Annotated in this window: 22 protein-coding genes; 10 read left to right on the forward strand and 12 right to left on the reverse strand. The window is 64.5% G+C overall.

What is annotated here, in order from left to right; all coding sequences use genetic code 11:
• Positions 1 to 104: 104 nt before the first annotated feature.
• Both NKH06_RS27800 and NKH06_RS27805 read left to right on the forward strand, forming a co-directional pair.
• Positions 105 to 671 carry an invasion associated locus B family protein gene (locus NKH06_RS27800; RefSeq protein ID WP_352679743.1) on the forward strand — a complete coding sequence of 189 codons (567 nt, stop codon included), beginning with the start codon at positions 105 to 107 and terminating at the stop codon, positions 669 to 671.
• A gap of 67 nt (positions 672 to 738) precedes the next feature.
• Positions 739 to 1,983 (forward strand): M24 family metallopeptidase, encoded by a 1,245-nt coding sequence (locus NKH06_RS27805; protein WP_128304314.1) that lies wholly within the window; start codon positions 739 to 741, stop codon positions 1,981 to 1,983.
• A gap of 281 nt (positions 1,984 to 2,264) precedes the next feature.
• Here NKH06_RS27805 and NKH06_RS27810 read toward each other — a convergent pair whose 3' ends face one another.
• The 5 genes from NKH06_RS27810 to NKH06_RS27830 all read right to left on the reverse strand — a co-directional run bounded on the left by NKH06_RS27810 (position 2,265) and on the right by NKH06_RS27830 (position 8,108).
• Positions 2,265 to 3,701: an amidase gene (locus NKH06_RS27810; protein ID WP_352894715.1), complete on the reverse strand. Its 1,437-nt coding sequence runs from the start codon at positions 3,699 to 3,701 to the stop codon at positions 2,265 to 2,267.
• A gap of 321 nt (positions 3,702 to 4,022) precedes the next feature.
• Positions 4,023 to 5,114, reverse strand: coding sequence for a Gfo/Idh/MocA family protein (locus NKH06_RS27815; RefSeq protein WP_352894716.1), 1,092 nt, complete (start codon positions 5,112 to 5,114; stop codon positions 4,023 to 4,025).
• A 75-nt stretch (positions 5,115 to 5,189) separates the two neighbouring features.
• Positions 5,190 to 6,353: an ABC transporter substrate-binding protein gene (locus NKH06_RS27820; RefSeq protein ID WP_128305961.1), complete on the reverse strand. Its 1,164-nt coding sequence runs from the start codon at positions 6,351 to 6,353 to the stop codon at positions 5,190 to 5,192.
• A 70-nt stretch (positions 6,354 to 6,423) separates the two neighbouring features.
• Complete coding sequence (locus NKH06_RS27825) at positions 6,424 to 7,284, reverse strand: ABC transporter permease (protein WP_128305960.1); 861 nt, start codon at positions 7,282 to 7,284, stop codon at positions 6,424 to 6,426.
• Complete coding sequence (locus tag NKH06_RS27830; protein ID WP_023813386.1) at positions 7,281 to 8,108, reverse strand: ABC transporter ATP-binding protein; 828 nt, start codon at positions 8,106 to 8,108, stop codon at positions 7,281 to 7,283. Before NKH06_RS27830 ends, NKH06_RS27825 begins: the two co-directional genes overlap by 4 nt.
• 336 nt (positions 8,109 to 8,444) lie before the next feature.
• On the opposite strand from NKH06_RS27830, the gene NKH06_RS27835 reads away from it, so the two are divergent.
• Together NKH06_RS27835 and NKH06_RS27840 are read left to right on the forward strand one after the other, a co-directional pair.
• Entirely contained in the window at positions 8,445 to 9,389 is a 945-nt protein-coding gene (locus NKH06_RS27835) for a MurR/RpiR family transcriptional regulator (RefSeq protein WP_128305959.1), read from the forward strand.
• Positions 9,390 to 9,505: 116 nt separating this feature from the next.
• Complete coding sequence (locus NKH06_RS27840) at positions 9,506 to 11,320, forward strand: NAD(P)-binding domain-containing protein (RefSeq protein ID WP_352772462.1); 1,815 nt, start codon at positions 9,506 to 9,508, stop codon at positions 11,318 to 11,320.
• Between the two features lie 234 nt (positions 11,321 to 11,554).
• Here the strand turns inward: NKH06_RS27840 and NKH06_RS27845 are convergent, their stop codons facing one another.
• Together NKH06_RS27845 and NKH06_RS27850 are read right to left on the reverse strand one after the other, a co-directional pair.
• Complete coding sequence (locus NKH06_RS27845) at positions 11,555 to 12,787, reverse strand: amidohydrolase/deacetylase family metallohydrolase (RefSeq protein WP_128305957.1); 1,233 nt, start codon at positions 12,785 to 12,787, stop codon at positions 11,555 to 11,557.
• A 30-nt stretch (positions 12,788 to 12,817) separates the two neighbouring features.
• Positions 12,818 to 13,183, reverse strand: coding sequence for a RidA family protein (locus NKH06_RS27850; RefSeq protein WP_128305956.1), 366 nt, complete (start codon positions 13,181 to 13,183; stop codon positions 12,818 to 12,820).
• A gap of 221 nt (positions 13,184 to 13,404) precedes the next feature.
• On the opposite strand from NKH06_RS27850, the gene NKH06_RS27855 reads away from it, so the two are divergent.
• The 4 genes from NKH06_RS27855 to NKH06_RS27870 all read left to right on the forward strand — a co-directional run bounded on the left by NKH06_RS27855 (position 13,405) and on the right by NKH06_RS27870 (position 17,426).
• Positions 13,405 to 13,890, forward strand: coding sequence for a hypothetical protein (locus tag NKH06_RS27855; protein ID WP_128305955.1), 486 nt, complete (start codon positions 13,405 to 13,407; stop codon positions 13,888 to 13,890).
• A gap of 264 nt (positions 13,891 to 14,154) precedes the next feature.
• A complete protein-coding gene (locus NKH06_RS27860) occupies positions 14,155 to 14,946 on the forward strand; it encodes a COG4705 family protein (protein ID WP_352799198.1) in 792 nt (263 codons plus the stop codon).
• 432 nt (positions 14,947 to 15,378) lie between these two features.
• Entirely contained in the window at positions 15,379 to 16,056 is a 678-nt protein-coding gene (locus NKH06_RS27865; protein ID WP_352799199.1) for a winged helix-turn-helix domain-containing protein, read from the forward strand.
• Positions 16,053 to 17,426 carry a HAMP domain-containing sensor histidine kinase gene (locus NKH06_RS27870; protein WP_128305952.1) on the forward strand — a complete coding sequence of 458 codons (1,374 nt, stop codon included), beginning with the start codon at positions 16,053 to 16,055 and terminating at the stop codon, positions 17,424 to 17,426. The genes NKH06_RS27865 and NKH06_RS27870 overlap by 4 nt, the downstream gene beginning before the upstream one ends.
• A gap of 223 nt (positions 17,427 to 17,649) precedes the next feature.
• Here the strand turns inward: NKH06_RS27870 and NKH06_RS27875 are convergent, their stop codons facing one another.
• Positions 17,650 to 18,078, reverse strand: coding sequence for an Lrp/AsnC family transcriptional regulator (locus NKH06_RS27875; protein WP_023813397.1), 429 nt, complete (start codon positions 18,076 to 18,078; stop codon positions 17,650 to 17,652).
• Positions 18,079 to 18,193: 115 nt separating this feature from the next.
• Between NKH06_RS27875 and NKH06_RS27880 the strand changes: the two genes are divergently transcribed.
• Positions 18,194 to 19,297: a saccharopine dehydrogenase family protein gene (locus NKH06_RS27880; protein ID WP_128305951.1), complete on the forward strand. Its 1,104-nt coding sequence runs from the start codon at positions 18,194 to 18,196 to the stop codon at positions 19,295 to 19,297.
• Positions 19,298 to 19,455: 158 nt separating this feature from the next.
• Here NKH06_RS27880 and lpdA read toward each other — a convergent pair whose 3' ends face one another.
• From lpdA to NKH06_RS27900, 4 genes are all read right to left on the reverse strand, one after another.
• A complete protein-coding gene (gene lpdA, locus NKH06_RS27885; protein ID WP_128305950.1) occupies positions 19,456 to 20,853 on the reverse strand; it encodes a dihydrolipoyl dehydrogenase in 1,398 nt (465 codons plus the stop codon).
• 199 nt (positions 20,854 to 21,052) lie between these two features.
• Positions 21,053 to 22,444 carry a dihydrolipoamide acetyltransferase family protein gene (locus NKH06_RS27890; RefSeq protein WP_128305949.1) on the reverse strand — a complete coding sequence of 464 codons (1,392 nt, stop codon included), beginning with the start codon at positions 22,442 to 22,444 and terminating at the stop codon, positions 21,053 to 21,055.
• A 1-nt stretch (position 22,445) separates the two neighbouring features.
• On the reverse strand, positions 22,446 to 23,459 hold the full coding sequence (locus NKH06_RS27895) for an alpha-ketoacid dehydrogenase subunit beta (protein ID WP_027162844.1): 1,014 nt from the start codon (positions 23,457 to 23,459) through the stop codon (positions 22,446 to 22,448).
• 3 nt (positions 23,460 to 23,462) lie between these two features.
• Positions 23,463 to 24,695: a 3-methyl-2-oxobutanoate dehydrogenase (2-methylpropanoyl-transferring) subunit alpha gene (locus NKH06_RS27900; protein ID WP_128305948.1), complete on the reverse strand. Its 1,233-nt coding sequence runs from the start codon at positions 24,693 to 24,695 to the stop codon at positions 23,463 to 23,465.
• Between the two features lie 515 nt (positions 24,696 to 25,210).
• On the opposite strand from NKH06_RS27900, the gene holA reads away from it, so the two are divergent.
• Positions 25,211 to 26,254, forward strand: a complete 1,044-nt coding sequence (gene holA, locus NKH06_RS27905; protein WP_352894719.1) for a DNA polymerase III subunit delta — start codon at positions 25,211 to 25,213, stop codon at positions 26,252 to 26,254.
• Positions 26,255 to 26,364 lie beyond the last annotated feature (110 nt).

The raw sequence follows: 26,364 nt of genomic DNA on the forward strand, positions 1-26,364 counted from the left end.
CCCTCCGGTCGAGCTTTCGAAACAGCCGCGGGTGTTGTATCAAGCCGTGCTCGGGAGAATACCGGGCGCGGTGAGGAAACATGCAAGACGTCCGGCAAAATAACATGACAGCTACTTTAGCGAAGTCTAATTTACTTGGCGTGGCCGCGGGGCTGACCGCCCTGTGGGTTGGTCTGGCCGCCGGCCCAGCCCTTGCCGAAGATGCCAAGCCGGCCCAGCCAAAGCCGGCTGAAAGCAATGCAAAACCGGCCGATGCCAATCCATGGGCAGTGAACTGCTCCAGCGGTTCGGCGACCAGCGAGCTTCAGTGCCAGGTTTCGCAGAACCTGACCGAGGCCAAGACCGGGCAGCGCGTGCTGACCGTGACCGTGCGCCGCGACAACGGCAATGGCAGCCTCGCCATGCTGCTTGCCCTGCCACACGGCCTGTTCCTGCCGTCCGGCGCCTCCTTCCAGATCGACCAGGGCCAGAAGACGACGATTGCCATCCAGACCAGCGACCAGAACGGCGCTTATGCCGCCACGCCGCTGTCGGCGGATCTCATCAAGGCAATGAAGTCCGGCACCAATCTGAACATCGGCATGGAATCGGTCACCCGCAAGCCGGTCACCATCCCGGTGTCGCTGGCTGGCTTCACGGCCGCCGTCGCCAAGCTGGAATCGATCAAGTAGCTGCTGTCAGCGGCTTGATTGTCGATGCGCGGAGTGCTTCGTTGCCGCTTCGAACAGTGGGGAAATCATGACAGGCTTTGTCGATCGCAGGCGCGCGGCGCAACTGATGAAGCGCGCGGGCATCGCGGCGCTGGTGCTGTGCGCACCCGAGGCCTTCCACTATGCGACCGGCGCCTCGATCGGCCCGGCGGGACTGTTCCGGCGCGCCGGCGCCGGCTTCGTCGTCATCCCGGCCCGCCAAGGCCTGCCGATCGGCGTGGTGGTGGCGGATTTCAATGCGGGACAGTTGCAACTGGCTCTGCCCGACGCCGTCATCCGCAGCCACCCGATCTGGATCGAATTCGCCACGTTTGACGCCTCGAGGCCAGCGCAAGGGCTGGCGCGGCGCATAGTGGCCGGCTTTGGCTCGTCCGGCTGGACGCCTGCCATTACCCGGCCCGCTACATTCGAGTTGGCCAATTCCGTCCATGAGCTGAAGCAGATCCTGACCGGCTTCGGGCTCGAGCGCGCAACGATCGGCGTCGATCTCGATTTTGTTCCCGCCGCTGATTTCTCCGCCATGCAGGCGCTGCTGCCGGGCTGCACGATGGTCGACGGCTCGACCGTGCTGGACAGGCTGCGGGCCGTCAAGTCGCCGCGCGAGATCGATCTGCTGCAGCAAGGCATCATCCTGTCGGAGGCCGGGCTGGAGCGGCTGCAGGTCGATGCCATGGCCGGCATGCGTCAGGCCGATCTCATTGCCCTCTATCGGCAAGGCGTCGCCACGGCCGCGGCCGGCCTGTCCCATCCGGTCGCCACAGCCGAATATGTGACGCTCGGCGCCCGGCTCAAAAGCACCGATGCGAAAGCCATGCCGGGCGATCCGCTGAAGTGCGACATGGTCTGCACGGTCGGCGGCTACGCCTCCGACATGTCGCGCAACTTCACCTTCGGGCCGCCATCCGCCGAGCAGGCCGAACTGCACGCGATCGCCGAGCGGACCTTTGACGACGGGCTGGCATCCCTTGTTCCGGGAACCACGCTCGCCCAAGTGCATCGCGTGGCCACCGACAGCCTGGCGCGGCAAGGGCTGCGTACCTACCGCCGCGGCCATTTCGGCCATGGCGTCGGCCAGTCGGTCTTCTCAGAGCAATGGCCGTTCATTGCGGCCGACAGCGATGTCGTGATCGAAGCCGGCATGGTGCTGGCCTTCGAAATCCCACTCTACATAGACCGCCTCGCCAGCTTTAATCTCGAGGACCAGTTCCTGATCACACCGGACGGGCCTGTTGCCATGAATCGTCTGCCGAGACGGTTGGAGAGGATTGGATAGCCGGCTTTGAGTCTGCACGCTGGAGATTGGCCGAAGCCTCCCCACCTTCGTCATCCACGGGCGGAGCAGGAGCGAAGCTCCGTCGCGGAGACCCGAGGATCCATGCCGTGACCTTGGCCGAGGAATGCAGCGGAGCAGAACTCTTCATCGTAGCGACGCTTTGAAGTCGCGGCATGGATCCTCGGGTCTGCGCTGCGTCGCTGCGCTCCTTGCTCCGCCCGTGGATGACGAAGCGATGGGCGGATTTGGCCAATCTCGAAGCCGCACGCGGTGCCCAGCACCTACCCACTCACCGGCGGCCGCCGCCCCTTCCACGGCATCTCCTGCTCCAACTGCGCCGACGCGGCCAGCACCGTTGCCTCGTCGCCGTAGCGGCCGACGAGCTGCACGCCGATCGGCACGCCGCCTTTCGACCAGCCGAGCGGCAGCGAGATCGCCGGCTGGCCGGAGATGTTGAAGGGGAAGGCAAACACCGAGTCCGCCCATTTGGCGTTGTAGCGGTCGATGTCGGTTTCCGACATGTCGTAATAGCCGAGCGGGCGCGGCAGCTGCGTCAGGGTCGGGGTGATGAAGAGATCGTAGGCGCCGAGGTCGCCGACGATGTCGCGGCCGACCTGCCTGAGTTGCTCGACATCGGAGATGTGCCTGATGCCGCTGGTCGAGCGGCCGCGCTCGATGATTGCCCAAGTCACCGCCTCGACATCGCCTGGCGTTACCGGCCGCCCCACCACCGTCTCAAGGTAGTCGAACGTCGCCGCCGTCTGCACGCAGGTCATGTTGGTGTAGGTCTTCCACACAGCATTGGCGTCGAGCGGCATGTTATGCTCCTCGACATGGTGGCCGAGGCGCTCGAGTGCCGCCACGGTCGCCAGCACCGCCGCCTTCACCTCCGGATCGATCGCCGTGCCGTTGGGCGGCGTGACGGAAAAGCCGATGCGCAGCTTCTTCGGCGCCCGTGCCGAGAGGCTGAGCCAGCTGCCATCTGGAACCGGCGGCGTGTAGGGATCGCCGGGCAGCGCGCCGGCAACCGCATCGAGATAGGCCGCGGTGTCGCGCACGGTGCGCGAGCAGCAGAGAAAATAGGCGCCGCCATACCAATAGTCGCCGAACGGCGCGAGGCTGACACGTCCGCGCGACGGTTTTAAGCCCACAATGCCGCAGCAGGAGGCCGGGATGCGGATCGAGCCGGCGCCATCGCTGGCCTCGGCGATCGGCACCATGCGCGACGCGATGGCCGCGGCAGCGCCGCCGCTCGAGCCGCCGGGCGTGATGCCTTCCTTCCACGGGTTCTTGGTCACACCGTAGAGTTTCGGCTCGGTGGTGATCGACCAGCCATTTTCCGGCGCGTTCGATTTGCCGACCAGCACCAGCCCGGCCGCCTTCATGCGGCGCACCACTTCAGTGTCGAAATCGGCAACGACATCCCTGAGGTAGAAAGAAGAATTGGTGTTCGGCGCCCCGGTCCAGGACGAGGCCAGCTCCTTGAGCAGGAACGGCACACCGGCGAAGGGCGTTGATGTGTCGACCGTTTCGGCCTGGGCGCGCGCCATGTCGTAGAGGCGATGGATGACCGCGTTGAGCGCCGGGTTGAGCCGCTCGACCAGCGTGATCGCTGCCTCCACCAGTTCCGCCGGTGAAACCTGGCCGCTGTGCACCAGTCCAGCCAAGTCGAGCGCGTCGGACTCGGCATAGGTTTTCAGCAGACTTTCGGTGATCATGTCTCTCTCCCAATTTTTCAACGTCGTTCGTTGATCTTGCCAACGTTTGGCGCCGCCTCCCGGCACCCTCTGTCGAGAGGGACCAAGGCACTCAAGAAACCTAGCTTTTCGCCCTACGAATACCCCCACCCCTAACCCCTCCCCACAAGGTGGAGGGGGATTCTGTAGGCGCTGAACTCGGCAAATCACAGGCGTTTAACACCGAGGATGAAGAGCGCGGCAGCTTCCCTCCCCCTTGTGGGGAGGGTTAGGGTGGGGGTCCTTCTTCGCCAGAATCCATATGCGACAGCCTCGAATGGGGACGGGGAGACGGGAATTGCGTCAGGCCAGGTCGATGGTCCGCCCCAGCGCGATGCTCTGCTCGGCGGCCAGCACGATACGCAGGCTGTTGACCGCCGCATCCACCTGCTCGGTGAGGTCGAGATCCTCGCGGATGGCGCGCAGGAAGAAGGCCTGCTCGCGGTCGCAGAGTTCCTGGTGGCCGGGCTCGTCCTCCATGCTGACGATCTCGTCGGGCTTGGAGAAATTCTTGTCGCCATCGACAGCGGCATAGTGGATCTTCAGCGCGTCGGTCTTGGTGTGGCGGTCGATGTCGGCGGAGTTCGACAACTCGGCGGTGTCGGCGGCGCTGCTCGCCTGCTGTCCGGCGACGATCGACACCGCGCCCTTGGGGCCGACCACGTCCTTCACGAAATAGGCCGTCTCGCTCATCATCGGACCCCAGCCGGCTTCGTACCAGCCGACCGAACCGTCATCGAAGGTGACGTGCAGATGGCCGTAATTCTGCTTGTCGGCCTCCGCCCAGAGCTTGGCGCCGATGCCGTGCACGCGCACCGGCTTGGCGCCGGTCAGCTGGCACATGACGTCGACATAGTGGACGCCGCAATCGACGATCGGGATCAGCGAATCGATCAGGTTCTTGTGCCAGTGCCAGGCGCTGCCGCTGCTCTGCTGGTTGAGGTTGAGCCGCATCACCAGCGGCTTGCCGAGCGTCTTGCCGACCTCGATGAACTTGATCCATGACGGGTGGACGCGCAGGATATAGCCGAGCACCAGCTTGCGGTTCTTGGCGCGTGCCGCCGCGACCACTTTCTCGGCATCCTCATTGTTGGTGGCGAGCGGCTTTTCCATGAACACATGGCAGTTGGCGGCGATTGCCTTCAGCGCATATTCGGCATGGGTGTTCGGCCAGCTATTGATCGAGACGGCGTCCGGCCTGGTCTCCTTCAGCGCCTGGTCGAAATCCTCGTAGAGTGGGTAGCCGGCTAATTCTCCTGATATCTTCGTGTTGCTCTTGATCGAGCGGCTCATGATGCCTACGATCTGAAAACCGTCGAGCCGGTGATACGCGCTGGCATGCGACGCACCCATATTGCCGAGCCCCACCACCAGCACTTTAACCTTGTCGGACACCGCTACCTCCCACGCTTTCATTCAATGGATTGCGGGCGGCAATCGTGTCGCCGCCCGGTCTTGTCGTCGCCGATCCTACTTGATCGCCGAATCGAACAGATGCGCCTTGATCTTCTCGACGTCGAGCGCGGCGAAGCCTTCCGACAGTTTTGCGCCGTCGGCATCGGCCTTGACCTTGGCCTTGTCGAAATCATTGGCCGGACCGATCAGGTCGTTGGTGCAGACATCCTCGGCCTTCACCGGGGCGGTGATCTGGCCGATCTTGTGGATCTCGTCGAAAAAGCCCTGCCAGCTCGCCATGTCGTGCGAGCCCCAGCCGCCGCGCTTGTCCATGTCGCCACGGAAGACATTGATCTGCTGCAGGATCGAGGTGGTGCCGAGCTCGGGCCCGAGATTCTTGGCCAGCGTCGGGAACTGCTCGAACACCGCTTCGACCGCCGCGCGGGGATTCTGGTAGCCGAATTCGAGGCCCATCGCCCAGCCGCGCAGATACTTTTCCAGCAACGCCTTCTTGTCGGCATCCTCGAGGTCGGCGGCGCGCACGACGAAGGTGTTGGCCGGCAGCTTGGAATTCTGCACGCCGAGCCAGTATTCGAAGTCGAGCCCCTTGGCGATCCATTCGGCACGCAGCCCTTCCCATGCCAAAGCGGCGTCGCCCTGGCCACCGGCAAGGGCGGTGCCCCATGTCGGCCAGCCGGCCTCGACATACTTGACCTTCTTGATGTCGACGCCTTGCGCGGCCAGCAGCGGGTCGGTGATCGACTGCCATGCGGCGGAGCCGAGCAGGATGGTCTTGCCTTCCAGCTTCTTCAGGTCGTTCGACCCCTCGCCCTTGCGGAAGGCGATGCTGAACGTGTCGCGGGCGCCCATGTGGAACACCGACTTCAGCTTCATGCCGTTCTGGATGGCGAAGGAGAACACGCCGGGCGACGGGAAGCCCATATCGGCCTGGCCGACATCAACGAACTTCACCGTCGCGGTGCCGTCCGACGGCCCCGGCTGCATATCGGTGTCCAGCCCATCGAAATAGCCGGCCTTCTTGGCCGCCCAGTAGGGATAGTCGTCGAGCACTTCGAGCGTGCCGCGCGGCGAGATCCAGGTGAATTTGCCGTAAGGCTCGGCTCTCGCCTTCAGGCCCGTGGCGCCGAGCGCCGTGGCCGTCACCAGCCCGGCACCGGTCACCTGCAGGAAGTAGCGGCGGCTGATCCCCGCCGGGTGGATCGAGTTCTCTTTGGTCATGGCATTCCCCTTTTTTGTTTGATGTCAGTCTCTTGCCGCCCGCCTCCCGGGCGCCGTCTTATCCCTGTGTTCAAGCCTCCCAGCTCGCCCATTTCTTGCCGATCAGGAAGAACAGCACGTAGATCAGGATGCCGAGCGTCGACAGGATCAGCACCACGGCGAAGAACTGCGGCATCTGGATCATCGACGAATAGGTGGTCAGCCGGTTGCCGAGGCCGAAGCCGCCGCCGACCATCTCGGCGCCGACCGCGGTGAGCAGGCCGAAAATGGCGCCGATCATCAGCCCGACCAGGATCATCGGCAGCGCCATCGGCGCGCGGATCTTCCAGAATATCTGCAAGGTGCTGGCGCCGTAGGAGCGCGCCAGCGCGATCTTGGCGCTGTCGACGCGGCGAAAGCCTGTCGCCGCATTGATCATCACCATCGGCCCGGCAGCCAGCGCCACCGCGATGATGCGCGGCGTGTAGCCGAAACCGAAGCGCAGGATCAAAAGCGGCACCAGCGCCAGCATCGGCGTGGTGACGAGCAGCAGGATGTAGGGCGCGACGATTTTTTCAGCGAACGGAAACTGGGTGATGACGGCGGCCAGAACGAGGCCGATAACGGCGCCGATCGCAAAGCCGGACACCAGCTCGACCAGCGTGTAGCCGAGATGCGGCGCGATCAGCGGGAACTCGTCGAACAGCGCATAGGCGATCGAGCTCGGCGGCGGCATGATGTAAAGCGGCACGTGGAACAGCCGCAGCGCCAGTTCGATGCCGCCGATGATGATCACCGCCACGGCAAGAATGGCCGCCACCTCCTTGCCCGACTTGATGCCGGGGCCGCTGGCGAAGGCCGACAGATTGGTCAGGCTGACCTCTTGGCCGTCGCCCGACTTGGCACCCGACTTGGACTTCGAAAATTCCGGAATGGCGTCGCCTCCGCTCACGGCCTGATCCTCACGATCTCGGCGCTCGGGCGCTCCGGCGCTTTTGGCCGCGTGCGTTCGCCGACAATGTCCATCTTGATACGGTTGGTGAGGTCGAAGACCTCTTTCGTCGCCATGATCTCCAGCGAGCGTGGCCGGGGAAACGGCACGCGATATTCCTTGGCGACGCGCCCCGGCCGGGCGCTCAGCACCACGACGCGGTCGGAGAGGAAGATCGCTTCCTCGATGGAGTGGGTGATGAAGACGATGGTTGTCTTGGTGTCGAGCCAGATCTCCTCGACCAGCCGGTTCATCTCCTCGCGGGTGAAGCTGTCGAGCGCGCCGAACGGCTCGTCCATCAAAAGCACCGAGGGCTTCAGCGCCAGCGCCCGCACGATCGCCGCACGCTGCTGCATGCCGCCCGACAACTCGCGCGGAAATTTGCCGCCGAAGCCGTCGAGCCCGACCCGGTTGAGCAGATGCGCGATCCACGCCCGGTCCGGCTTCTCGCCCTTGATCTCGAAGGGAAAGCGGATGTTGGCATCGAGATTGCGCCACGGCAGAAGGTTCGCTTCCTGGAAAACGATGCCGATATCGGGATGCGGACCGGTGATGGCCTTGCCGTCGAGCCGGATCTCGCCGCTGGTCAGGCTGTGCAGGCCCGACATCGACCACAAGAGCGTGGTCTTGCCGCAACCGGAAGGACCGACGATCGAGACGATTTCATTGGCGCTGACATCGAGGCTGCAACGGTCCAGCGCCAGCAGGTCGCCGGAGGCCGTGTGATAGATCTTGGTCGCTGCCTGCACGCCAAGTTTCGGCTTTTTTGCATCGCCCGTGTTCATCTGCCCCCCGGGAAGATTGCGCGATGATCCATTGACTCATCCCTGCGAAAATCAGTCTGTAACTATCCTACTTTCCTGTCAAGCACCGGCGATGATAACTGTATCACGAAAATCGGGTGATATACCTATCTGGTTGTTTTAATGGTATTTTCACGCCCTTGAAATGCATGTTGCTTTCCTACATACTTCTGGACCGACACGGACTGGAGAGGAGAGGAGGAAGGTGAGCTTTCCCCAACGACACGCTGCGGTTGCGATGCGGTCGGGCACGTGGAGCCAAGGCGTGCAAACATGCTAAGACGGCAGCCTCGCAACCCAGGGAAAGACCAGGACCCCATGACCGAAGCTGGCAGCCAGGACGAGCCTGTTCCAGACCCCGATACCGAGGGGCGCGATCCTGTCCGGCGCATTCCCGACATCATTTCGCTGGTCAAGGATTCCTACAGCGAATTGCGCCCTGCCGAACGGCGTGTCGCCGACGTCGTGCTCGACGACGTCAAATATGCCGTCGACGCGTCCAACGCCGCCCTTGCCCAGCGCGCCGGGGTCAGCGAACCGACGGTGACCCGGTTCTGCCGCGCCATCGGCTGCGAGGGTGTGCGTGACTTCAAGCTGAAGCTGGCGCAGAGCCTCGTCGTCGGCGCGCTTTATCTGGCCAAGTCGCCCTCCGTCAGCAATGACAATGGCATGCCGTTCTGGAACGCCGTGTTCGGCGAGGCGCGCCGGGCGCTGCAGGAGGCCGAGCGGCAGCTCGACCCGGCGCAGCTGCAGAAAGCCGCCGAGCTGATCGCCAAGGCGCGCCAGGTTACGGTCTTCGGCCTCGGCGGCAGCTCCTCGGCGCTGGCGCAGGAAACCCAATACCGGCTGTTCCGCTACGGCATCACAGTCAGCTCCCAGTGCGACCCCTATCTGATGCGCATGACCGCCTCGACGCTCAAGCCGGGCGATCTGGTGATCGCCATTTCGGCGACGGGACGCACCCGCGAGGTGATCGAGGCCGTCGAGCTCGCCAAGCATTACCGCGCCAACGCGATCGCCGTGACCGCGCCCGACACCGAACTCGCCCGCGCCTGCGACGTCAGGCTGACGGTGGCGGTGCCCGAATACCCCGACACGCTGAAGCCGACGGCCTCGCGCTTCGCCTTCCTGGCGGCGATCGACCTTCTGGCGGTGGCCTCGGCCTACAAGCTCGACGGTTCGGCCCGCGAGACGGTGCGCCGCATCAAATACAACGCCCAGATCCACCGCACCGGCAAGGAGATGGAGCCGCTCGGAGACTAGCTCCCTTCTCCCCGTTCACGGGGAGAAGGTGCCGGCAGGCGGATGAGGGGCGGCGCCGCGTTCGACAATTGAGATTTTTACGCCGTGTGCGGCGTGTTGCAGGAAGAGGGAAAGACATGCTCGAGATAGCCCCATCGAAACAGGCAGCCGCATGGCTCGGGTCCTTTGCCAAGGTACTCGAAGCGGGAGACGCGGCGGCCGCGACGAACCTGTTTGTCGATGACTGCTACTGGCGCGATCTCCTGACCTTCACCTGGAACATCACCACAATGGAAGGCCGCTCGGCGATCGCCGACATGCTGGCGACGACGCTGGCGACGGCCAAGCCGAGCGCGTGGCAACTTACCGGCGAGGCGATCTCGGACGAGGGCATCATCGAGGCCTGGTTCAGCTTCGAAACCGTGGTGGCCAGGGGAGAGGGCATCATGCGGCTTCGCGACGGACGCTGCCGCACGCTGTTCACGGCAATGACAGACCTGAAAGGGTTCGAGGAGCGCAAGGGCGCAGACCGGCCACTCGGCGTGCGCCACAAGGCCGATCCCCAGCGCGAGACCTGGTCGGAGGCGCGGGCGCGCGAGACGCGCGAGCTCGGCACTGATGAACAGCCCTATTGCCTGGTCATCGGCGGCGGCCAGGGCGGCATCATGCTGGGGGCGCGGCTGCGCCAGCTCGGCGTGCCCACCATCGTCATCGAGAAAAATGCGCGGCCGGGCGATTCCTGGCGCAACCGCTACCGCACGCTCGTGCTGCACGATCCGGTCTGGTACGACCATCTGCCCTATATCCCCTTCCCCGAAAACTGGCCGGTGTTCACGCCCAAGGACAAGATGGGCGACTGGCTGGAAATGTACACGCGCGTCATGGAGCTCAATTACTGGGTCGCCACCAAATGCCTCAGCGCGTCCTATGATGAGGCCGAAAAAGTCTGGACCGTGGTGGTCGACCGCGTCGGCCGCCAGATCACACTGAAGCCGAAGCATATCGTCTTCGCCACCGGCGCCTACGGCCCGCCACGGCGGATCGATCTTCCGGGCGCCGACCGGTTCAAGGGCGAATTGCTGCACTCCAGCCAGTATGCCAGCGGCGACAAATTCCGCGGCAGACGCGTCGCCGTCATCGGCGCTGCAAGCTCCGGCCACGATGTCTGCGTCGACCTCTGGGAAAGCGGCGCCGAGGTCACCATGATCCAGCGTTCGCCGACCACAGTGGTCAAATCGAGCACGCTGATGGAAGTCGGCTTCGAGATCTTCTCGGAAGACGCACTGGCGCGCGGCATCACCACCGAGAAAGCCGACATGATCGTCGCCTCGACACCGTTCGCGCTGGTGCCCAAGGGCCAGCGGGCGCTCTACGAGGTGATCAAGGCGCGCGATGCCGCGTTCTACGACCGCCTGCGCGCCGCCGGCTTCGCCCTCGATTTCGGCGACGACGAGACCGGCCTTCTGATGAAGGCCTACCGCACCGGCTCCGGCTACTATATCGATGTCGGCGCTTCCGACCTGATCATCGACGGCAAGATCGGCATCCGCAGCGGCGTCGCCATCAAATCGCTGACCCCGAGCGGCATCCTGTTCGAGGACGGCAGCGAACTCGCCGCCGACGCCATCATCGCCTGCACAGGCTATCAGTCGATGAACGAGACGGTGGCGGCGATCGTCTCACGTGAAGTCGCCGACAAGGTCGGCCCCTGCTGGGGATTGGGCTCTGGCGTCAAGGGCGACCCCGGCCCTTGGCAGGGCGAGCTGCGCAACATGTGGAAGCCGACCGCGCAGGAAGCGCTGTGGTTCCACGGCGGCAATCTGGCGCTGTCGCGCTTCTATTCGAAATATGTGGCGCTGCAGATCAAGGCGCGGATGGAAGGCATTGAGACGCCGGTTTTTGGGGCGGTTAGCAATTCAAGCAACGAGCGTCCTATGGATTCGTCATCCTAGGGCGAAGCAAGGAGCGAAGCGACGCGGCGCAGACCCTAGGATCCATGCCGCGCCATTCGTGCACGCGAAAGCGGACCAGAATCGGCTTTCAATGCACCAACGGCGATGAAGGGCCTATCGAACAACCATCCTGATCCGTCGCATTCTTCGGCAATGGTCACGGCATGGATCCTCGGGTCTGCGCGTCCGCTTCGCTTCCGCTCCGCCTGTGGATGACGAAGTCGCGCAGAACTTTCACTCATGCCGGTGCCCAAAGTGCCTCGCCGCCACCTCGACATGCGTGTGTGACGCCTGCGCCACGAAACGCTCGGTCTCGTTGTGATCAGCCGCCTCGTTCGGCCACCAGGTGCCGCCAATAACGATGCCTTCCGACACCAGCCTCTGGTCGGCGACCAATGACGCGCCGACCGCATCGACAAAGGTGAAGCGGCCCGGGCGCTGCCGGAGCACGGCGACATCGCCGACGGTGCCCACCGCCAGCGTGCCGAGATCAGGCCGCGCGATCGCCCTCGCCGGCGCTTGCGTGGCGGCGCGCAGGACCTCGACCAGCGGCATGCCGAGCGCCAGCAGCTTCGACATGCAGACCAGGATGTCGAAGGCCGGCCCATCGACGCAGTAGAGATGCACGTCGCTCGAGATCACGTCCGGGGCCAGCCCTTCCTCAAGCATGGCGCGGGCGACGGCGAAATCGAACGAGCCCATGCCGTGGCCGATGTCGAAGATGACGCCGCGCTCGCGCGCCAGCCGCATGTCGGGCCGCACCGCGCCGGAGGCGAACACCGGCGCATTGGGAAACGGCCGGAAGCAGTGGGTGAGGATGTCACCCTTGCGCAGGCGCGGCAGCACTTCCGAGCGGCCGGGCGGCGGCTCATCGATATGCGCCATCAGCGGCAGGCCAGCCTGGTCGGCGGCCTCCAGCGCCAGATCCACCGGGGCGATGCCGCTGGTGCCGCCGGCATGCTTGCCGGAGCGGACTTTTACGCCGACCACGACATCGCGGTGTTCACGCACCGCCGCGACCACCTCGCGCGGCTCGCACAGCCTGAGGTCGCTGCACTCGCCGACCGACACCGTCTGCGAGAAGCCGAAAATGCCGGCAAAGGAAATGTTGACATAGGCCAGGATGCGGACCTTCGACCGCTCCATGACATGGCGGCGGAAGCCGAGGAAATTGCCGGCTCCCGCACTGCCCGCATCGATGAAGGTGGTGGTGCCGCTCTTGGCGGCCAGCCGATCGGCATCGACGCCGAGCGACGTGCCGCCCCAATAGACGTGGCTGTGCAGGTCGACCAGGCCCGGCGTGACGATGCAGCCGCCGGCATCGACGATCTGCGCGGCGCTGTCCGCCGGGATATCGGCGTCGACCGCGGCAACGCGGCCATTGGCGATGGCGACATCACGTAGCGCGTCGAGGCCAGCGGCCGGATCGATCAGCCGTCCGCCCTTCAGCAGGAGGTCGAATTGCATTGGGGTAACCTCCGCTTCGTTGCTTTTTGCTCAGAGAGGCCGGTAGGCGACGGCCTCGACCTCGATCTTGATGTCGATCATCAGCCGCGATTCGACCGTGGTGCGGGCCGGCGGGTCTTTGGGGAAGTGCCGGGCATAGACCGCGTTGAAGGCGCCGAAATCGCGCGCATCCTCCAGCCAGACCGTGGTCTTCACCACATCGTCCATTGTGCAGCCGGCCAGCGCCAGTGCGGCCTTGATGTTGGCGAGCACCTGCTCGGTCTGCTCCGTTATGCCGCCCTTGACCACGATGCCATCGCTGCCGACAGGCACTTGCCCCGAGACATAGACGAGATCACCGGCCCGCACGGCTGGCGACAACGGCACATGCGATGTTCCAAAACACTGTTTCGGCAAGGGACAAGCCTCCTCTGATGACAGGACGGGGTGCCATGGCAGCGCCCGCTTCGATCGACACTTACGCCGATCGGGGCGATCCTCATAGGGGGCTTGTTGGAAAGCAACATTCTTCGAAATCCGCGTTGCTTTATTACAAGAGCGCTTGCATCGTACGCGCTGGCGGGCGACTTGGGAGCCGTAACGCACAGACGCATTTGCCAGAGCGGAGACACCCAGCAATGACTTACGACAAGAACCCGTTTCCATCAGGCGATACCGATCGCCACGCGCTCTGGGAAATGCTGGTGCGGCGCGACATCGACGCCTTCATCGGCCAGGACTGGGCCATGGTCGAGGATGATTTCGTCGGCGAGAGCTTCTTCGGCATGCATGCTCATTTCCTGCATAACGCCGACGCCTGGCGGCTGCAGTTTCCAAGGCTGGACATCTACCGCGACGAATGGCTGCGCCAGGCCAGGGAGACGGCGGCGACCAAATTCGCCGAGCCGCTGCGCGAGGCGCTGTTTCGCGTCACCAACATGCGCGACATCGATGTCGACGGCGACCGCGCCGTGCTGCACAAGAAATTCGACGGCTTGGTTGCCAAGGCGGACGGCAGCGTCGATCGCTTGAAATGGCAGACGCTGTATTTCTGCAGCAAGGTCGGCGGCAGCTGGAAGATCGCCGGCTTCGTCGGCTACATGCCGCATCCGCTCGGCAGCTAGAACCACCGATCACTAGAGCGCAGGGTGGGTCGGGCCGAACGTGCGGCCCGGCATCGCGCCCGCCATCAGCGCGCCGTTGAGCAGCAATGGCGGATGCAAGGCGCCGCATTCCATCAAACGCAGCCAGGCATTCCCAATGCCTTTTGCGCGCCATTCTTACGAATTTGTATGCCGCCGGACAGGCCGGTGTGAACTCGTTTGCTTACGATGCGCGGGGTGGATCGCCACCGCCCCGCCGCAACCGTCGACCTCTGGACTTCAGCCATGCTCGCGCCCAACAGGCAACAACCCGCCGCACCGAGCCACAGCAGGGTTCCCGACGTCACCCTCGACTTCTGGCTGGTCAAGCTGATGGCGGTCACCACGGGCGAGACCGCGGCGGATTATCTTGCCGACACACTCGGGCTTGGGCTGACCGCCACCTCGCTGATCATGACCGGCGTCCTGACCACGGCCCTTGTCCTGCAGTTTACGCGGAAACGCTATGTGCCGTGGGCTTATTGGCCGGCGGTGGTGCTGATCAGCATCGTCGGCACGCTGGTGACGGACAGCCTCGTCGACGGTTTCGGCGTGCGCCTGCAGACGGCAACCATCGCCTTCTCGGTCGCGCTCGCTGCGACATTCGCGGTCTGGTACGCCAGCGAACGGACGCTGTCGATCCACACCATCTTCACCACCAGGCGCGAGATCTTCTACTGGCTGGCGATCCTGCTGACCTTCGCGCTCGGCACCGCCGCCGGCGATCTCGTCGCCGAAAGCTTCGACATGGGCTATCTCACATCAGGGCTGCTGTTCGGCGGCGTCATCGCGCTGATAGCGCTCGCCTACTGGCTGCTCAGTCTCGACGGCATCCTGGCCTTCTGGCTCGCCTATATCCTGACGCGGCCGCTCGGCGCTTCCTTCGGCGACCTGCTGTCGCGGTCGGCCAGGCATGGCGGCCTGGGTCTCGGCACCATCTTCACCAGCCTGCTCTTCCTCGGCTGCATCATTGCGCTCGTCCTGCACATGACCCTGAAGGGCGACGAGGCCGATGAGATCCTCCTGGAATCGGATTGATCTCAGCGTGTGCGTGCGCTGACCAAGTGCAGAGCAGAATGGAAGTTTTCTTCAGTAGCGATCCTTCACACCCCCCTCTGGCCTGCCGGCCATCTCCCCCGCAAGGGGGGAGATTGACTGTACCTCCGCTTTCGCCAATCTCGAATGTTGCAAGAGTTGCAAGAGGGGTGGGGGATCGAAGCTGCCGATCTCCCCCCTTGCTTGCGGGGGAGATGCCCGGAAGGGCAGAGGGGGGTGCTGTCCCGCGGACGTCGGGTTCCGCATCGCTACGCGGCTCGGAGATGTCACGGCATCCCAAGGACGAAGCCAGGAAAGCTTCCGCCAATCGCGAATGTATGACGAAAGCGCCACCATACCTGCGCGTCGTGACATCCTAGGAACAAGCCCGTGCCGGTGATAGCCTCTCCATCTCGGCAACGGACCGGACCTTTCATGCGACTGCTTCTCGTCGAGGACGACCACAGGACGGCCGACTATATCGTCAGGGGACTGACCGAGGCCGGCCATGTCTGCAACCTGCTGCGCAACGGACATGACGCGCTGTTCGCGGCGACCCGGGGCAATTACGACGTGATCATCGCCGATCGGATGATCCCCGGCCTCGACGGCCTGTCGATGATCAAGGCGGTGCGCGCCGCGGGCGTACGGACGCCGGCGATCTTTCTCACCTCGGTCGGCGGCATCGACGACCGCGTCGAGGGGCTCGAGGCCGGCGGCGACGACTATCTGGTCAAGCCCTTCGCTTTTTCCGAACTTCTCGCCCGCATCAACGCGCTTGGCCGGCGGCCAGCGGCGCAGGAGCAGAAAACCGTCCTGCGGGTCGCCGACCTCGAAATGGACCTGATCATGCGGCGGGTCACGAGGCAGCGCCAGCCGATCGACCTGCAGCCGCGGGAATTCAGCCTGCTGGAAGTGCTGATGCGCGGCGAAGGCCGCGTCATCACCCGCACCATGCTTCTGGAGCGCGTCTGGGATTTTCATTTCGATCCCAGGACCAGCGTCGTCGAGACCCATATCAGCCGGCTGCGGGCCAAGGTCGACAAGCCCTTCGAAACCCAGCTCATCCACACCGTCCGCAACACCGGCTACAGCCTGCACGCGCCGTCATGACCGGAACATGGTCCCGCCTGCTGCGCAGCACGCCGTTCCGGCTGGCCCTGACCTTCGCCTTCCTGTTCGTGCTGGCCTTCGTCCTGTCTGGCGCCATCGTCTACCAGATGATGAGCGCCGATCTTGCCGAGCGGCTCGACGACACCATCAAGGAGACCTACGCGGTCGTCGCCGCGACCTATGCCGAGAACGATCTCAAGGAGCTGGTTGAGACCGTCGGCAGCCACTCCCTGCGCAGCCTCAAGAAGGAGCAGCTGTTTTCGCTGACCGACACGACGGGCAATCGCCTGGCCGGCAACTTCACCGCGGCAGGGCTTCCCGACGGCTTCTCGATGTTCGACACCGAAATGCCCGGCGTGCCGCCCGGCGCCGAGTACCGCGCCTATTCCGGCCCGGTCGGCGGCAACACCTTGACCGTCGCCTTCAGCCTTTCCGAGACGGAGGAGCTGGAGAGGATCGTGCTGATGAGCTTTGGCTGGGGAACCCTGATCATCACCGGGCTGGCGGTCGCCGGCGGCGCCCTGCTGGCTTCGCGAGTCCAGCGCCGTCTCGACGGCATCGCCGCCACCATGGTGGATGTCTCGCATGGACGGCTGGACACCCGCATTCCGCTGACCGGCAAGGGCGACGACATCGACATCGTCTCCAGCCAGGTCAATGCCGCGCTCGATCGCCTGTCGGCACTGGTCGAAGGCATGAAACAGGTCAGCGCCAACATCGCCCACGATCTGAAGACGCCCCTCAACCGGTTGCAGATGATCCTCGACACCGCATCGGAAAAGAATCTGTCGGGCCAGAAGATCGCGGCTGAGCTGGCCGAGGCGCATGCCGAGAGCCTGCAGATCAACGAGACCTTCGATGCGCTGCTGCGCATCGCGCAGATCGAAGCCGGCGCGCGCCGGGCGCGGTTCACCGATGTCGATCTGGGCGAGGTGCTGCAAACCATCGCCGAGATCTATGCCGATGTTGCCGAGGACGACGGAAAGTCGCTGTCGTTGGCGCAACCACAGGAAACGACGGACCGGATCCATGGCGATCGCGAGCTGTTGACGCAGATGTTCGCCAATCTGGTCGAGAACGCGCTGCGCCATTGTCCATCGGGCACGACGATAAAGCTGTCGGCGACGCGCCAGGGCGAACGCGTCGTTGCCGGTGTCGCCGACAACGGTCCCGGCATTCCCACCGACGAACATGAAAAAGTGTTTCAGCGGCTTTATCGGCTGGACCATAGCCGGTCGACATCCGGCAGCGGGCTGGGTCTCAGCCTTGTCAGGGCCATCGCCGACCTGCATGGCGCGTCGATTACGCTTGAGGATTGTCGGCCTGGCCTTGAGGTGGCGGTGAGCTTTCCGCCGGCGCTGGATTGGTAGGCGAAATGAACCATTCGTCCAATGCCTGAGGTAAGGAAATTGGCGAAAGCCGAAGTGACGGCCAATCTCCCCCCTTGCGGGGGAGATGCCTGGCAAGGCAGAGGGGGGTGCTGTCCCGCCGACCTGTCGATCTGTCACACGGCGCAGATGGCCGAGGCTAGCGCCTGAGCACCCCCCTCTGGCCTGCCGGCCATCTCCCCCGCAAGGGGGGAGATCAGCAGCTTCACCTATCTATCCGCGTCGACAGGATGATCGACGACAAAGTCCGCTCGACTCCGTCCATGGCGCCGATCTGGTCGAGCAGCATGTCGAGGTCGCGGATCGACGGCGCGTCGACGATGACGATCATATCGAAATTGCCGCTGACCGAATGCAGCGTCCTGACCGTCGCCAGGCCGCGCAGGGCGCGCACCACCTTGTCGGCGAGCTTGGGCGTCACGGTGAGCAGCACATGTGCCCGCACCAGCCCCTGCTCGTAATCCGGCGCCAGCCGCACGCCATAGCCTGATATGATGCCGCGCTGCTCCAGCCGTTCGATCCGGCTCTGTACCGTGGTCCGCGAGACGCCAAGCCGCCGCGCCAGCTCGGCGGTCGAGGCGCGCGCATTCTCGCGCAGCAGGGAAAGCAGGGCTTGTTCGGCGTCACTGAGCATTTCGACGATTCTTCTCGGCAGACTAGCCAATAGATGGTTTCGTTTCGAACAAAACCACGCTTCCATTCGACGGGCAAGCTGCGAATCTGGGCTTACAATCAGTGAGGGATCGGTCATGAAGAAAATTGTCGTTGTCGGCGCCGGAAAGATCGGCTCGACCATTGCCGAGATGCTCGCCGCCACGGGGGATTATCAGGTCACGCTCGTCGACCGCTCGGCAGCACAGCTCGCTTCCGCCGAACTGCCGGCCACGGTCGCGACGCTGGAGCTCGACATCGAGGCATCCGGCACGCTGGAAGCCGCCCTCGCCGGCAAATTCGCGGTGCTCAGCGCCGCTCCCTTCCATCTGACCACCCGCATCGCCGAGGCAGCGGCCAGTGCCGGCGTGCACTATCTCGACCTGACCGAGGATGTCGTCTCGACCCGCCGCGTCAAAGAATTGGCGCGCTCCGGCAGAAACGCCTTCATTCCGCAATGCGGCCTGGCGCCGGGCTTCATCTCGATCGTCGCCAACGATCTCGCCAGCCGATTCGACACGCTCGAAAGCGTGCGCATGCGCGTCGGCGCTTTGCCGCAATACCCGTCCAATGCGTTGAACTACAATCTGACCTGGAGCACCGACGGCGTCATCAACGAATATTGCGAGCCCTGCGAGGCGATCGTCGAGGGCGAACTGGTCGAGGTGCCGCCGCTGGAGGAGCGCGAGGAATTCTCACTCGACGGCGTCACTTACGAAGCCTTCAACACCTCCGGTGGGCTCGGCACGCTGGCCGAGACGCTGAAGGGCAAGGTGCGCACGCTGAACTACCGCACCATCCGCTACCCCGGCCACGCCGCGATCATGAAGGCGCTGCTCAACGACCTTGGCCTGCGCCACCGCCGCGACGTGCTGAAGGACATTTTCGAGAGCGCCCTGCCGGCGACGCTGCAGGATGTGGTCATCGTCTTCGTCACCGTCTCGGGCCGCAAGAACGGCCGCCTGCTGCAGGAGACCTACGCCAACAAGATCTACTCGAAGCGTGTCGGCGACACGGTGCGCAGCGCCATCCAGATCACCACCGCATCCGGCATCTGCGCCGTGCTCGACATGCTGGCCGACGGCAGCCTGCCGGCGACCGGCTTCGTCAAGCAGGAAGACATCGCGCTCGACGCATTCCTAGCCAACCGCTTCGGCCGCGCCTATGCCCAGCACGAGATGGTGAGCCGGCTGGCGAGCTGAAGTTCTTCACCCTCCCCCTTGTGGGGAGGGTCGGCTCGCATGCGTAGCGAAGCGTAGACTGCGAGACGGGGTGGGGTGAGCGCTGACGGTCGGCGAGGACCCCCACCCCGCTCCGCTTCGCGGATCGACCCTCCCCACAAGGGGGAGGGTAAGCATCCTCAAATATGCAGCGCGTGCCCCAGCGCCTTGAGCGCCGCTTCCTGGAACCCTTCGCCCTGCGTCGGATGCGCATGGATCGTGCCGGCAATGTCCTCCAGCCGCGCGCCCATCTCCAGCGCCAGCCCGAATGACGCCGCCAGTTCCGACACACCTTTCCCGACCGCCTGGATGCCAAGCACCAGATGGTTGTCGGCCCGCGCCACCACGCGGACGAAGCCGTCTTCGCCCAGCTTCGTCATCGCCCGGCCATTGGCGGCGAACGGGAACATGCCGATCTTGATCTCGCCGCCCAGAGCTCTGGCCTCTTCCGGTGAAAGACCAGCGGTGACGAGTTCCGGATCGGTGAAGCAAACGGCGGGAATGGCGCGCTTGTCCCAGTTGCGCTTGTGACCGGCGATGATCTCGGCGACCATCTCGCCCTGGGCCATCGCCCGGTGCGCCAGCATCGGCTCACCGGTGACGTCACCGATGGCAAAGATGCCGCGCATCGAGGTGCGGCACTGCTCGTCGATGCGGATGAATTTTCCAGCCATATCAAGGTCGATCTGGTCGAGCCCCCAGCCTTCGGTCACCGGCTTGCGGCCGACCGTCACCAGGATTTTTTCGGCGGCGACCTTGGCGCTCTTGCCGTCGGATGTCTCGATCAGCAGCGCGTCGCCTTTGGTCGACAGCCCCTTGGCCTTTGCACCCAGCATCACCTCGATGCCGAGTGCGTTGAGCCGCTTGACCACCGGCCGGGTGAGTTCCGCATCATATTGCGCCAGCACGCGCGGCAACGCCTCGACCACGGTCACTTTGGCGCCCATTTTGGCGAAGGCCATGCCGAGTTCCAGTCCGATATAGCCGCCACCAACGACGGCAAGTTTTTTTGGCACCTCACCGAGTGCCAGCGCCTCGGTTGAGGAAATCACCGGACCGCCAAAGGGCAGGAACGGCAGTTCGACCGGCGTCGAGCCGGTGGCGATGACGATCGCCTCGGCGCGGATCACTTGGCTTCCCGTCTCGGTCTCGACCTCCACAGTCTTGCCGTCGCGAAAGCTCGCCCAGCCATGCACGGTCTTGACTCCTGCCTTCTTGAGCAGGCCGGCGACGCCGCTGTTGAGCCGGCTCACGATGCCGTCCTTCCAAGTGATCGTCTTAGCCAGGTCGAGCGTCGGTGCGGTGAGCGAAATGCCAAGCGGGCTCTTGCCGCCTTCCATGTGCGAGACCCTCTCGAACTCTTCCGCCGCATGGATCAGCGCCTTGGATGGGATGCAGCCGACATTGAGGCAGGTGCCGCCCGGTTTGCCGGCCTCGACGATTACCGTATCGACGCCGAGCTGTCCCGCGCGGATGGCGCAGATGTAACCGCCAGGACCGGCGCCGATGACGAGCAGCTTGCAGGAGATTTCTTTCATGACGGCACGCTCTCTATGGTGACGAAGGCCCCCTCATCCGGCCGCTTCGCGGCCACCTTCTCCCCGCTGGGGAGAAGAGCCTGGCGCCTGCGCTGACGCCCGACTCTCCCCTCGGGGAGAGATAGGATTGCCCCGAAATGCCTGTTAAAATCGGCTGGCAATCCGGGTGAGGGGGACTTCGACATCGGCCTCATCACCCTCAATCCACGAAAATCAGCGCCGGTGTTTCCAGCAGCGTCTTTATCCGCTGGATGAACACCGCCGCGTCCCAGCCGTCGATGACGCGATGGTCGAAGCTCGACGACAGGTTCATCATCTTGCGCGGCATGAACTGGGTGCCGTCCCACACCGGCCGCACCATCATCTTGTTGACGCCGATGATCGCCACTTCCGGATGGTTGATCACCGGCGTCGTCGCCACGCCGCCCATGGCGCCGAGCGAGGTGATGGTGATGGTCGAGCCGGACAGCTCGTCGCGTGTCGCGGTGCCGGACTTGGCAGCCTCGGCCAACCTGATGACCTCAGTGCCGCATTCCCAGATGTCGCGCGCCTCGGCATGCCTGACCACCGGCACCACCAGCCCCGACGGCGTCTGCGCGGCAATGCCGATATGGATGCCGCCATGCTGGTGGATGATGCCGGCCTCGTCGTCGAACAGCGAATTGAGGTTGGGCTGGTCCGCTATCGCCTTGACCATCGCCCGCATCAGGAACGGCAGCAGCGTCAGCTTCGGCCGCTCCACGCCACCCTTACCTGGGCGCTTCTCCTTGTTGAGTGCGGCGCGCAATTCCTCCAGCGCGGTGACGTCGATCTCCTCGACATAGGTGATGTGCGGGATGCGCGATTTGGACAGCGTCATCTTCTCGGCGATCTTGCGCCGCAGCCCGACCACCTTGATGTCCTGTATCGTATCGTTGCGGGCGAGACCGGATGTCCTGGCGACCTGCGGGCCGCGCGCCAGGAACGCCTCGATATCCTCATGGCCGATGCGCCCGGCAGGGCCGCTCCCCGCAACCTGCCGGAGATCGATGCCCGCCTCTTTTGCCCGCAGACGGACGGCCGGAGAGGCCAACGGTCTTTCGCCCTCGGGACGGGGTGCGCCGGCGGGCGCGACAACTCCGGACGTCGGCGCAGTACCCCCGCCCCTAGCCCCTCCCCACAAGGGGGAGGGGGATTCTGTCTGCGCTGCTCGCACGCTTTTTGCGGAGGACTCTGATGATGGCGAAGTAGATTTTGCTCCGCCCTTGGAGGCCGTGGCGCGTCCCCCTCCCCCTTGTGAGGGGCTAGGGGTGGGGGTACTCTCAGCCGTGACTTTTGCCGGCGTCGCACCACCCGCAACATTGACCTCGCCCGCCACCTTCAGCCGCACGATGGGCGAGCCGATCGCCACCGTGTCGCCGATCTCGGCGCCCAGCCACAGGATTTCGCCGTCGACAGGCGACGGGATTTCGACCGTCGCCTTGTCGGTCATGACGGCGGCAAGCACGGTGTCCTCGCGCACGATGTCGCCGATCTTGACGTGCCATTCGACGAGCTCGGCTTCGGCGACACCCTCGCCGACATCGGGCAGCTTGATGATGTGTTCGCCCATCTCAGGCCCCCATGGTTTCAAGCAAAGCACGGCCTACCCGGGCGGGACCGGGGAAATAGTCCCATTCCTGCGCATGCGGATAGGGCGTGTCCCAGCCGGCAACGCGAGCGACCGGCGCTTCGAGGTGATAGAAGCAGTTTTCCTGCACCAGGGCCGACAGTTCGGCGCCGAAGCCCGATGTCAGCGTCGCCTCGTGCACGATGACGCAGCGCCCAGTCTTCTTGACCGAGGCGACGATCGTGTCGAGATCGAGCGGCAAAAGGGTCCTGAGATCGATGATCTCGGCATCGATGCCGGTTTCCTCGACCGCGGCCTGCGCGACATAGACCATGGTGCCGTAGGCGAGCACGGTGAGGGCCGAGCCTGCCCGGCGGATCGCCGCCTTGCCGAGCGGCACGGTGTAGTGGCCGTCGGCGACCTCTCCGAGCTCATGTTTCGACCACGGCGTCACCGGCCGGTCGTGATGGCCGTCGAAAGGGCCGTTGTAGAGCCGCTTCGGCTCCAAAAAAATCACCGGATCGGGGTCTTCGATCGCCGCGATGAGTAGCCCTTTGGCGTCATGTGGGTTGGACGGCACCACGGTCTTCAGTCCCGACACATGGGTGAACAGCGCTTCCGGGCTCTGGCTGTGCGTCTGGCCGCCAAAAATGCCGCCGCCGGTCGGCATGCGCACCACGATCGGACAGGTGAAATCGCCGTTGGAGCGGTAACGCAGCCGTGCCGCTTCCTGCGTCAGCTGGTCGTAAGCCGGATACATGTAGTCGGCAAACTGAATCTCCACGCACGGCTTCAGGCCATAGGCGGCCATGCCGATGGCCGAGCCGACAATGCCGGATTCGTTGATCGGCGCATCGAAGCAGCGGCTCTTGCCGTATTTGGCCTGCAGGCCTTGCGTGCAGCGGAATACGCCGCCGAAGAAGCCGACATCTTCGCCGAACACGACGACTTTGTCGTCGCGCCCCATCGACACGTCCATGGCATCGCGAATGGCCTCGATCATGGTCCGTCTCGGCATGGCTCAAACCCCCGCCTGCTGGCGCTGGCGTCTGAGATGCGGCGGCATCTCGGCATAGAGCCCTTCGAACATGTCGCGTGTCGACGGCTTGCCGCCGGCATGCAGCGTGCCGTGGCTTTCCGCTTCCTTCTGCGCCGCGATGACCGTGTCGAGGATTTCCGCCTCGGCCTGCGCGTGCCGCTCGTCCGACCAGACGCCGAGCGCGATGAGATGGTTCTTCAGCCGCACGATAGGGTCGCCGAGCGGCCAGGCGTCGGATTCGGTCTTTGGCCGATAGGCCGAGGGATCGTCCGAGCTCGAATGCGCGCCGGCACGGTAGGTGACATATTCGACCAGCGTCGGCCCGAGATTGCTGCGCGCCCGCTCCGCCGCCCATTTGGCAACGGCATGCACCGCGAGATAATCATTACCGTCGACGCGCAGCGACGGGATGCCGAAGCCAAGGCCTCTCGCCGCGAAGGTGCCCGAGCCGCCGCGTGCGATGCCTTGAAAGGTCGAGATCGCCCACTGGTTGTTGACGACGTTGAGCACGACGGGCGCCTTGTAGGTGGAGGCGAACACCAGCGCCGAGTGGAAATCGGATTCGGCCGTCGAGCCGTCGCCGATCCACGCGGCTGCGATGCGCGAATCGTTCGATATCGCCGAGGCCATCGCCCAGCCGACCGCCTGGATGTACTGCGTCGCCAGATTGCCGGAGATCGAGAAGAAGCCGTGCTCCTTCGACGAATACATGACCGGCAATTGCCGGCCTTTCAGCGGGTCGGCCTCGTTGGAATAGATCTGGTTCATCATCGTGACCATCGGATAGCCGTCGGCGATGAGCAGCCCTGCCTGGCGATAGGTCGGAAAATTCATATCGCCCGGCGCCAGCGCCTTGCGGAAGGCGCAAGCCACCGCCTCTTCGCCCAGATGCTGCATGTAGAACGAGGTCTTGCCCTGCCGCTGCGCCATCTGCATGCGCGCGTCGAAGGCCCGCAGCGTCATCATGTGGCGCAGCCCGGCCAGCAGCTCGTCGCTGGAAAGCAGGCCGGCCCAGGGACCGACGGCCTCGCCATTGCGGTTCAGCACACGGATGATCGAGAAGGCATGATCGCGGATGGTTCGCGGATCGACATCGATCTCGGGGCGCGGCACCGAGCCGGCCTTGGGGATCGGCACATTGGAAAAGTCAGGCGTCCCGCCCGGCCGCACTTCCGGTTCCGGAACGTGGAAACGCAACATCCCAGCATCGGCCATGACCTTTGTCCTCCAATGTTGCCTGGTGCCGATATTTGCATATCTGCGCCGCCAGGCCAGTGCGAATTCGTCGGGGTAGCATGCGGACGTCGGTCCCGGCCGCGCCGGCCGATCCAGCCTCCCCAGCACCAAGATGAAGATATGTCGACGAAATTTCTTGTCGATGTTGGGGGATGGCGCGCAATTAGGGAGAAGGTTGGGCTGGGTTTGCCGGAAGATAAGGTGATTGGCGAAGGCGGCGAAGCGTAATCTCCCTCCTTGAGGGGGAGATGGCCGGCAGGCCAGAGGGGGTCGGTTCGACTGGATGCGACCTCCTTGCGGCAGACGAAGGTTAGCGCTCCACGCGCAACGACCCCCTCTGTCGCCTTCGGCGACATCTCCCCTCAAGGGGGGAGATTACTCGCTCCGCCGCTTTTGCCAATCTTCCACGCTGCGAGAAAATCACGCGCATCATCCTTTGCCCCAATCACCAACCTCCATTCACCCCGCCCCCGCATCATGCTAACCAACCCGCCATGGCACAGAAGAAAGCATATGAGGTCGATGGGTGGTTGGCGCGGCCTGATGCGCGCATTTCCATCGTCCTGCTTTACGGCCCCGATCGCGGCCTCGTCTCCGAGCGGGCGAAGGCCTTTGCCGGCAAGACCGGCCTGGCTCTCGACGATCCCTTCTCGGTGGTCAGGCTCGAAGGTTCGGAGGTCGACCGCGACGAGGGCCGGCTGCTCGACGAAGCCCGCACCGTGCCGATGTTTTCCGACCGGCGGCTGCTGTGGGTGCGCAATGCTAGCGGCCAGAAGGCATTGGCCGACGACGTCAAGGCGCTGACGGCGGAGCCCGCGCGCGATGCCATCATTCTCATCGAGGCCGGCGATCTCAAGAAGGGCGCCGGGCTGCGCGCCATCGTCGAGGCGGCGGACAACGCCATGGCGCTGCCGTGCTACGCCGATGAGGCGCGCGACATCGACGGCGTCATTGATGCCGAACTGGGCAAGGCCGGCATGTCGATGACCATGGAGGCGAGGCAGGCGCTGCGCCGCAATCTCGGCGGCGACCGGCTGGCCTCGCGCGGCGAGATCGAGAAGCTCGTGCTCTACGCCCATGGCCAGAACGAGATCGGGCTGGAGGAGGTCAAGGCGATGTCGGGCGACGTCTCCGGCGCCTCTTTCGACGACGCGGTCGACGCGCTCCTCGAAGGCAAGATCGGCGACTTCGACACCGCCTTCACCCGCCATTGCCAGTCTGGCGGCCAGCCCTTCCTGGTGCTGTCCTCGGCAATGCGGCAGTTGCAGCAGATCCAGACCATGCGCGGCCAGATGGAGTCCGGCAACCGCAACGCCGCCTCGGTCGTCGCCGCCGCCCGCCCGCCGGTGTTTTTCTCCAGACGCAAGCTGGTCGAGAAGGCGCTGGAACGTTGGAACGTCGACGCGCTCAGCCGCGCGCTGATGCGGCTGCAGACGGCGGTGCTGCAGACCAGGCGGCGGCCGGATCTATCGGTGGCGTTGGCGCGGCAGGCGCTGCTGGGTATTGCCGTGGAGAGCAGCCGGCTGGCGCAGAGGTAGGAGATTGGCCAATCTCCCCCCTCGTGGGCCTGTTGCAAAATTGTGTGGATGTGATTCCCTGTTTTTGAACCAGGGATCTTGCGATGACGACGAAGCCGAGCGGTCAGTTC

Source organism: Mesorhizobium sp. M1342, from assembly GCF_040317955.1.
GTDB lineage: Bacteria > Pseudomonadota > Alphaproteobacteria > Rhizobiales > Rhizobiaceae > Mesorhizobium.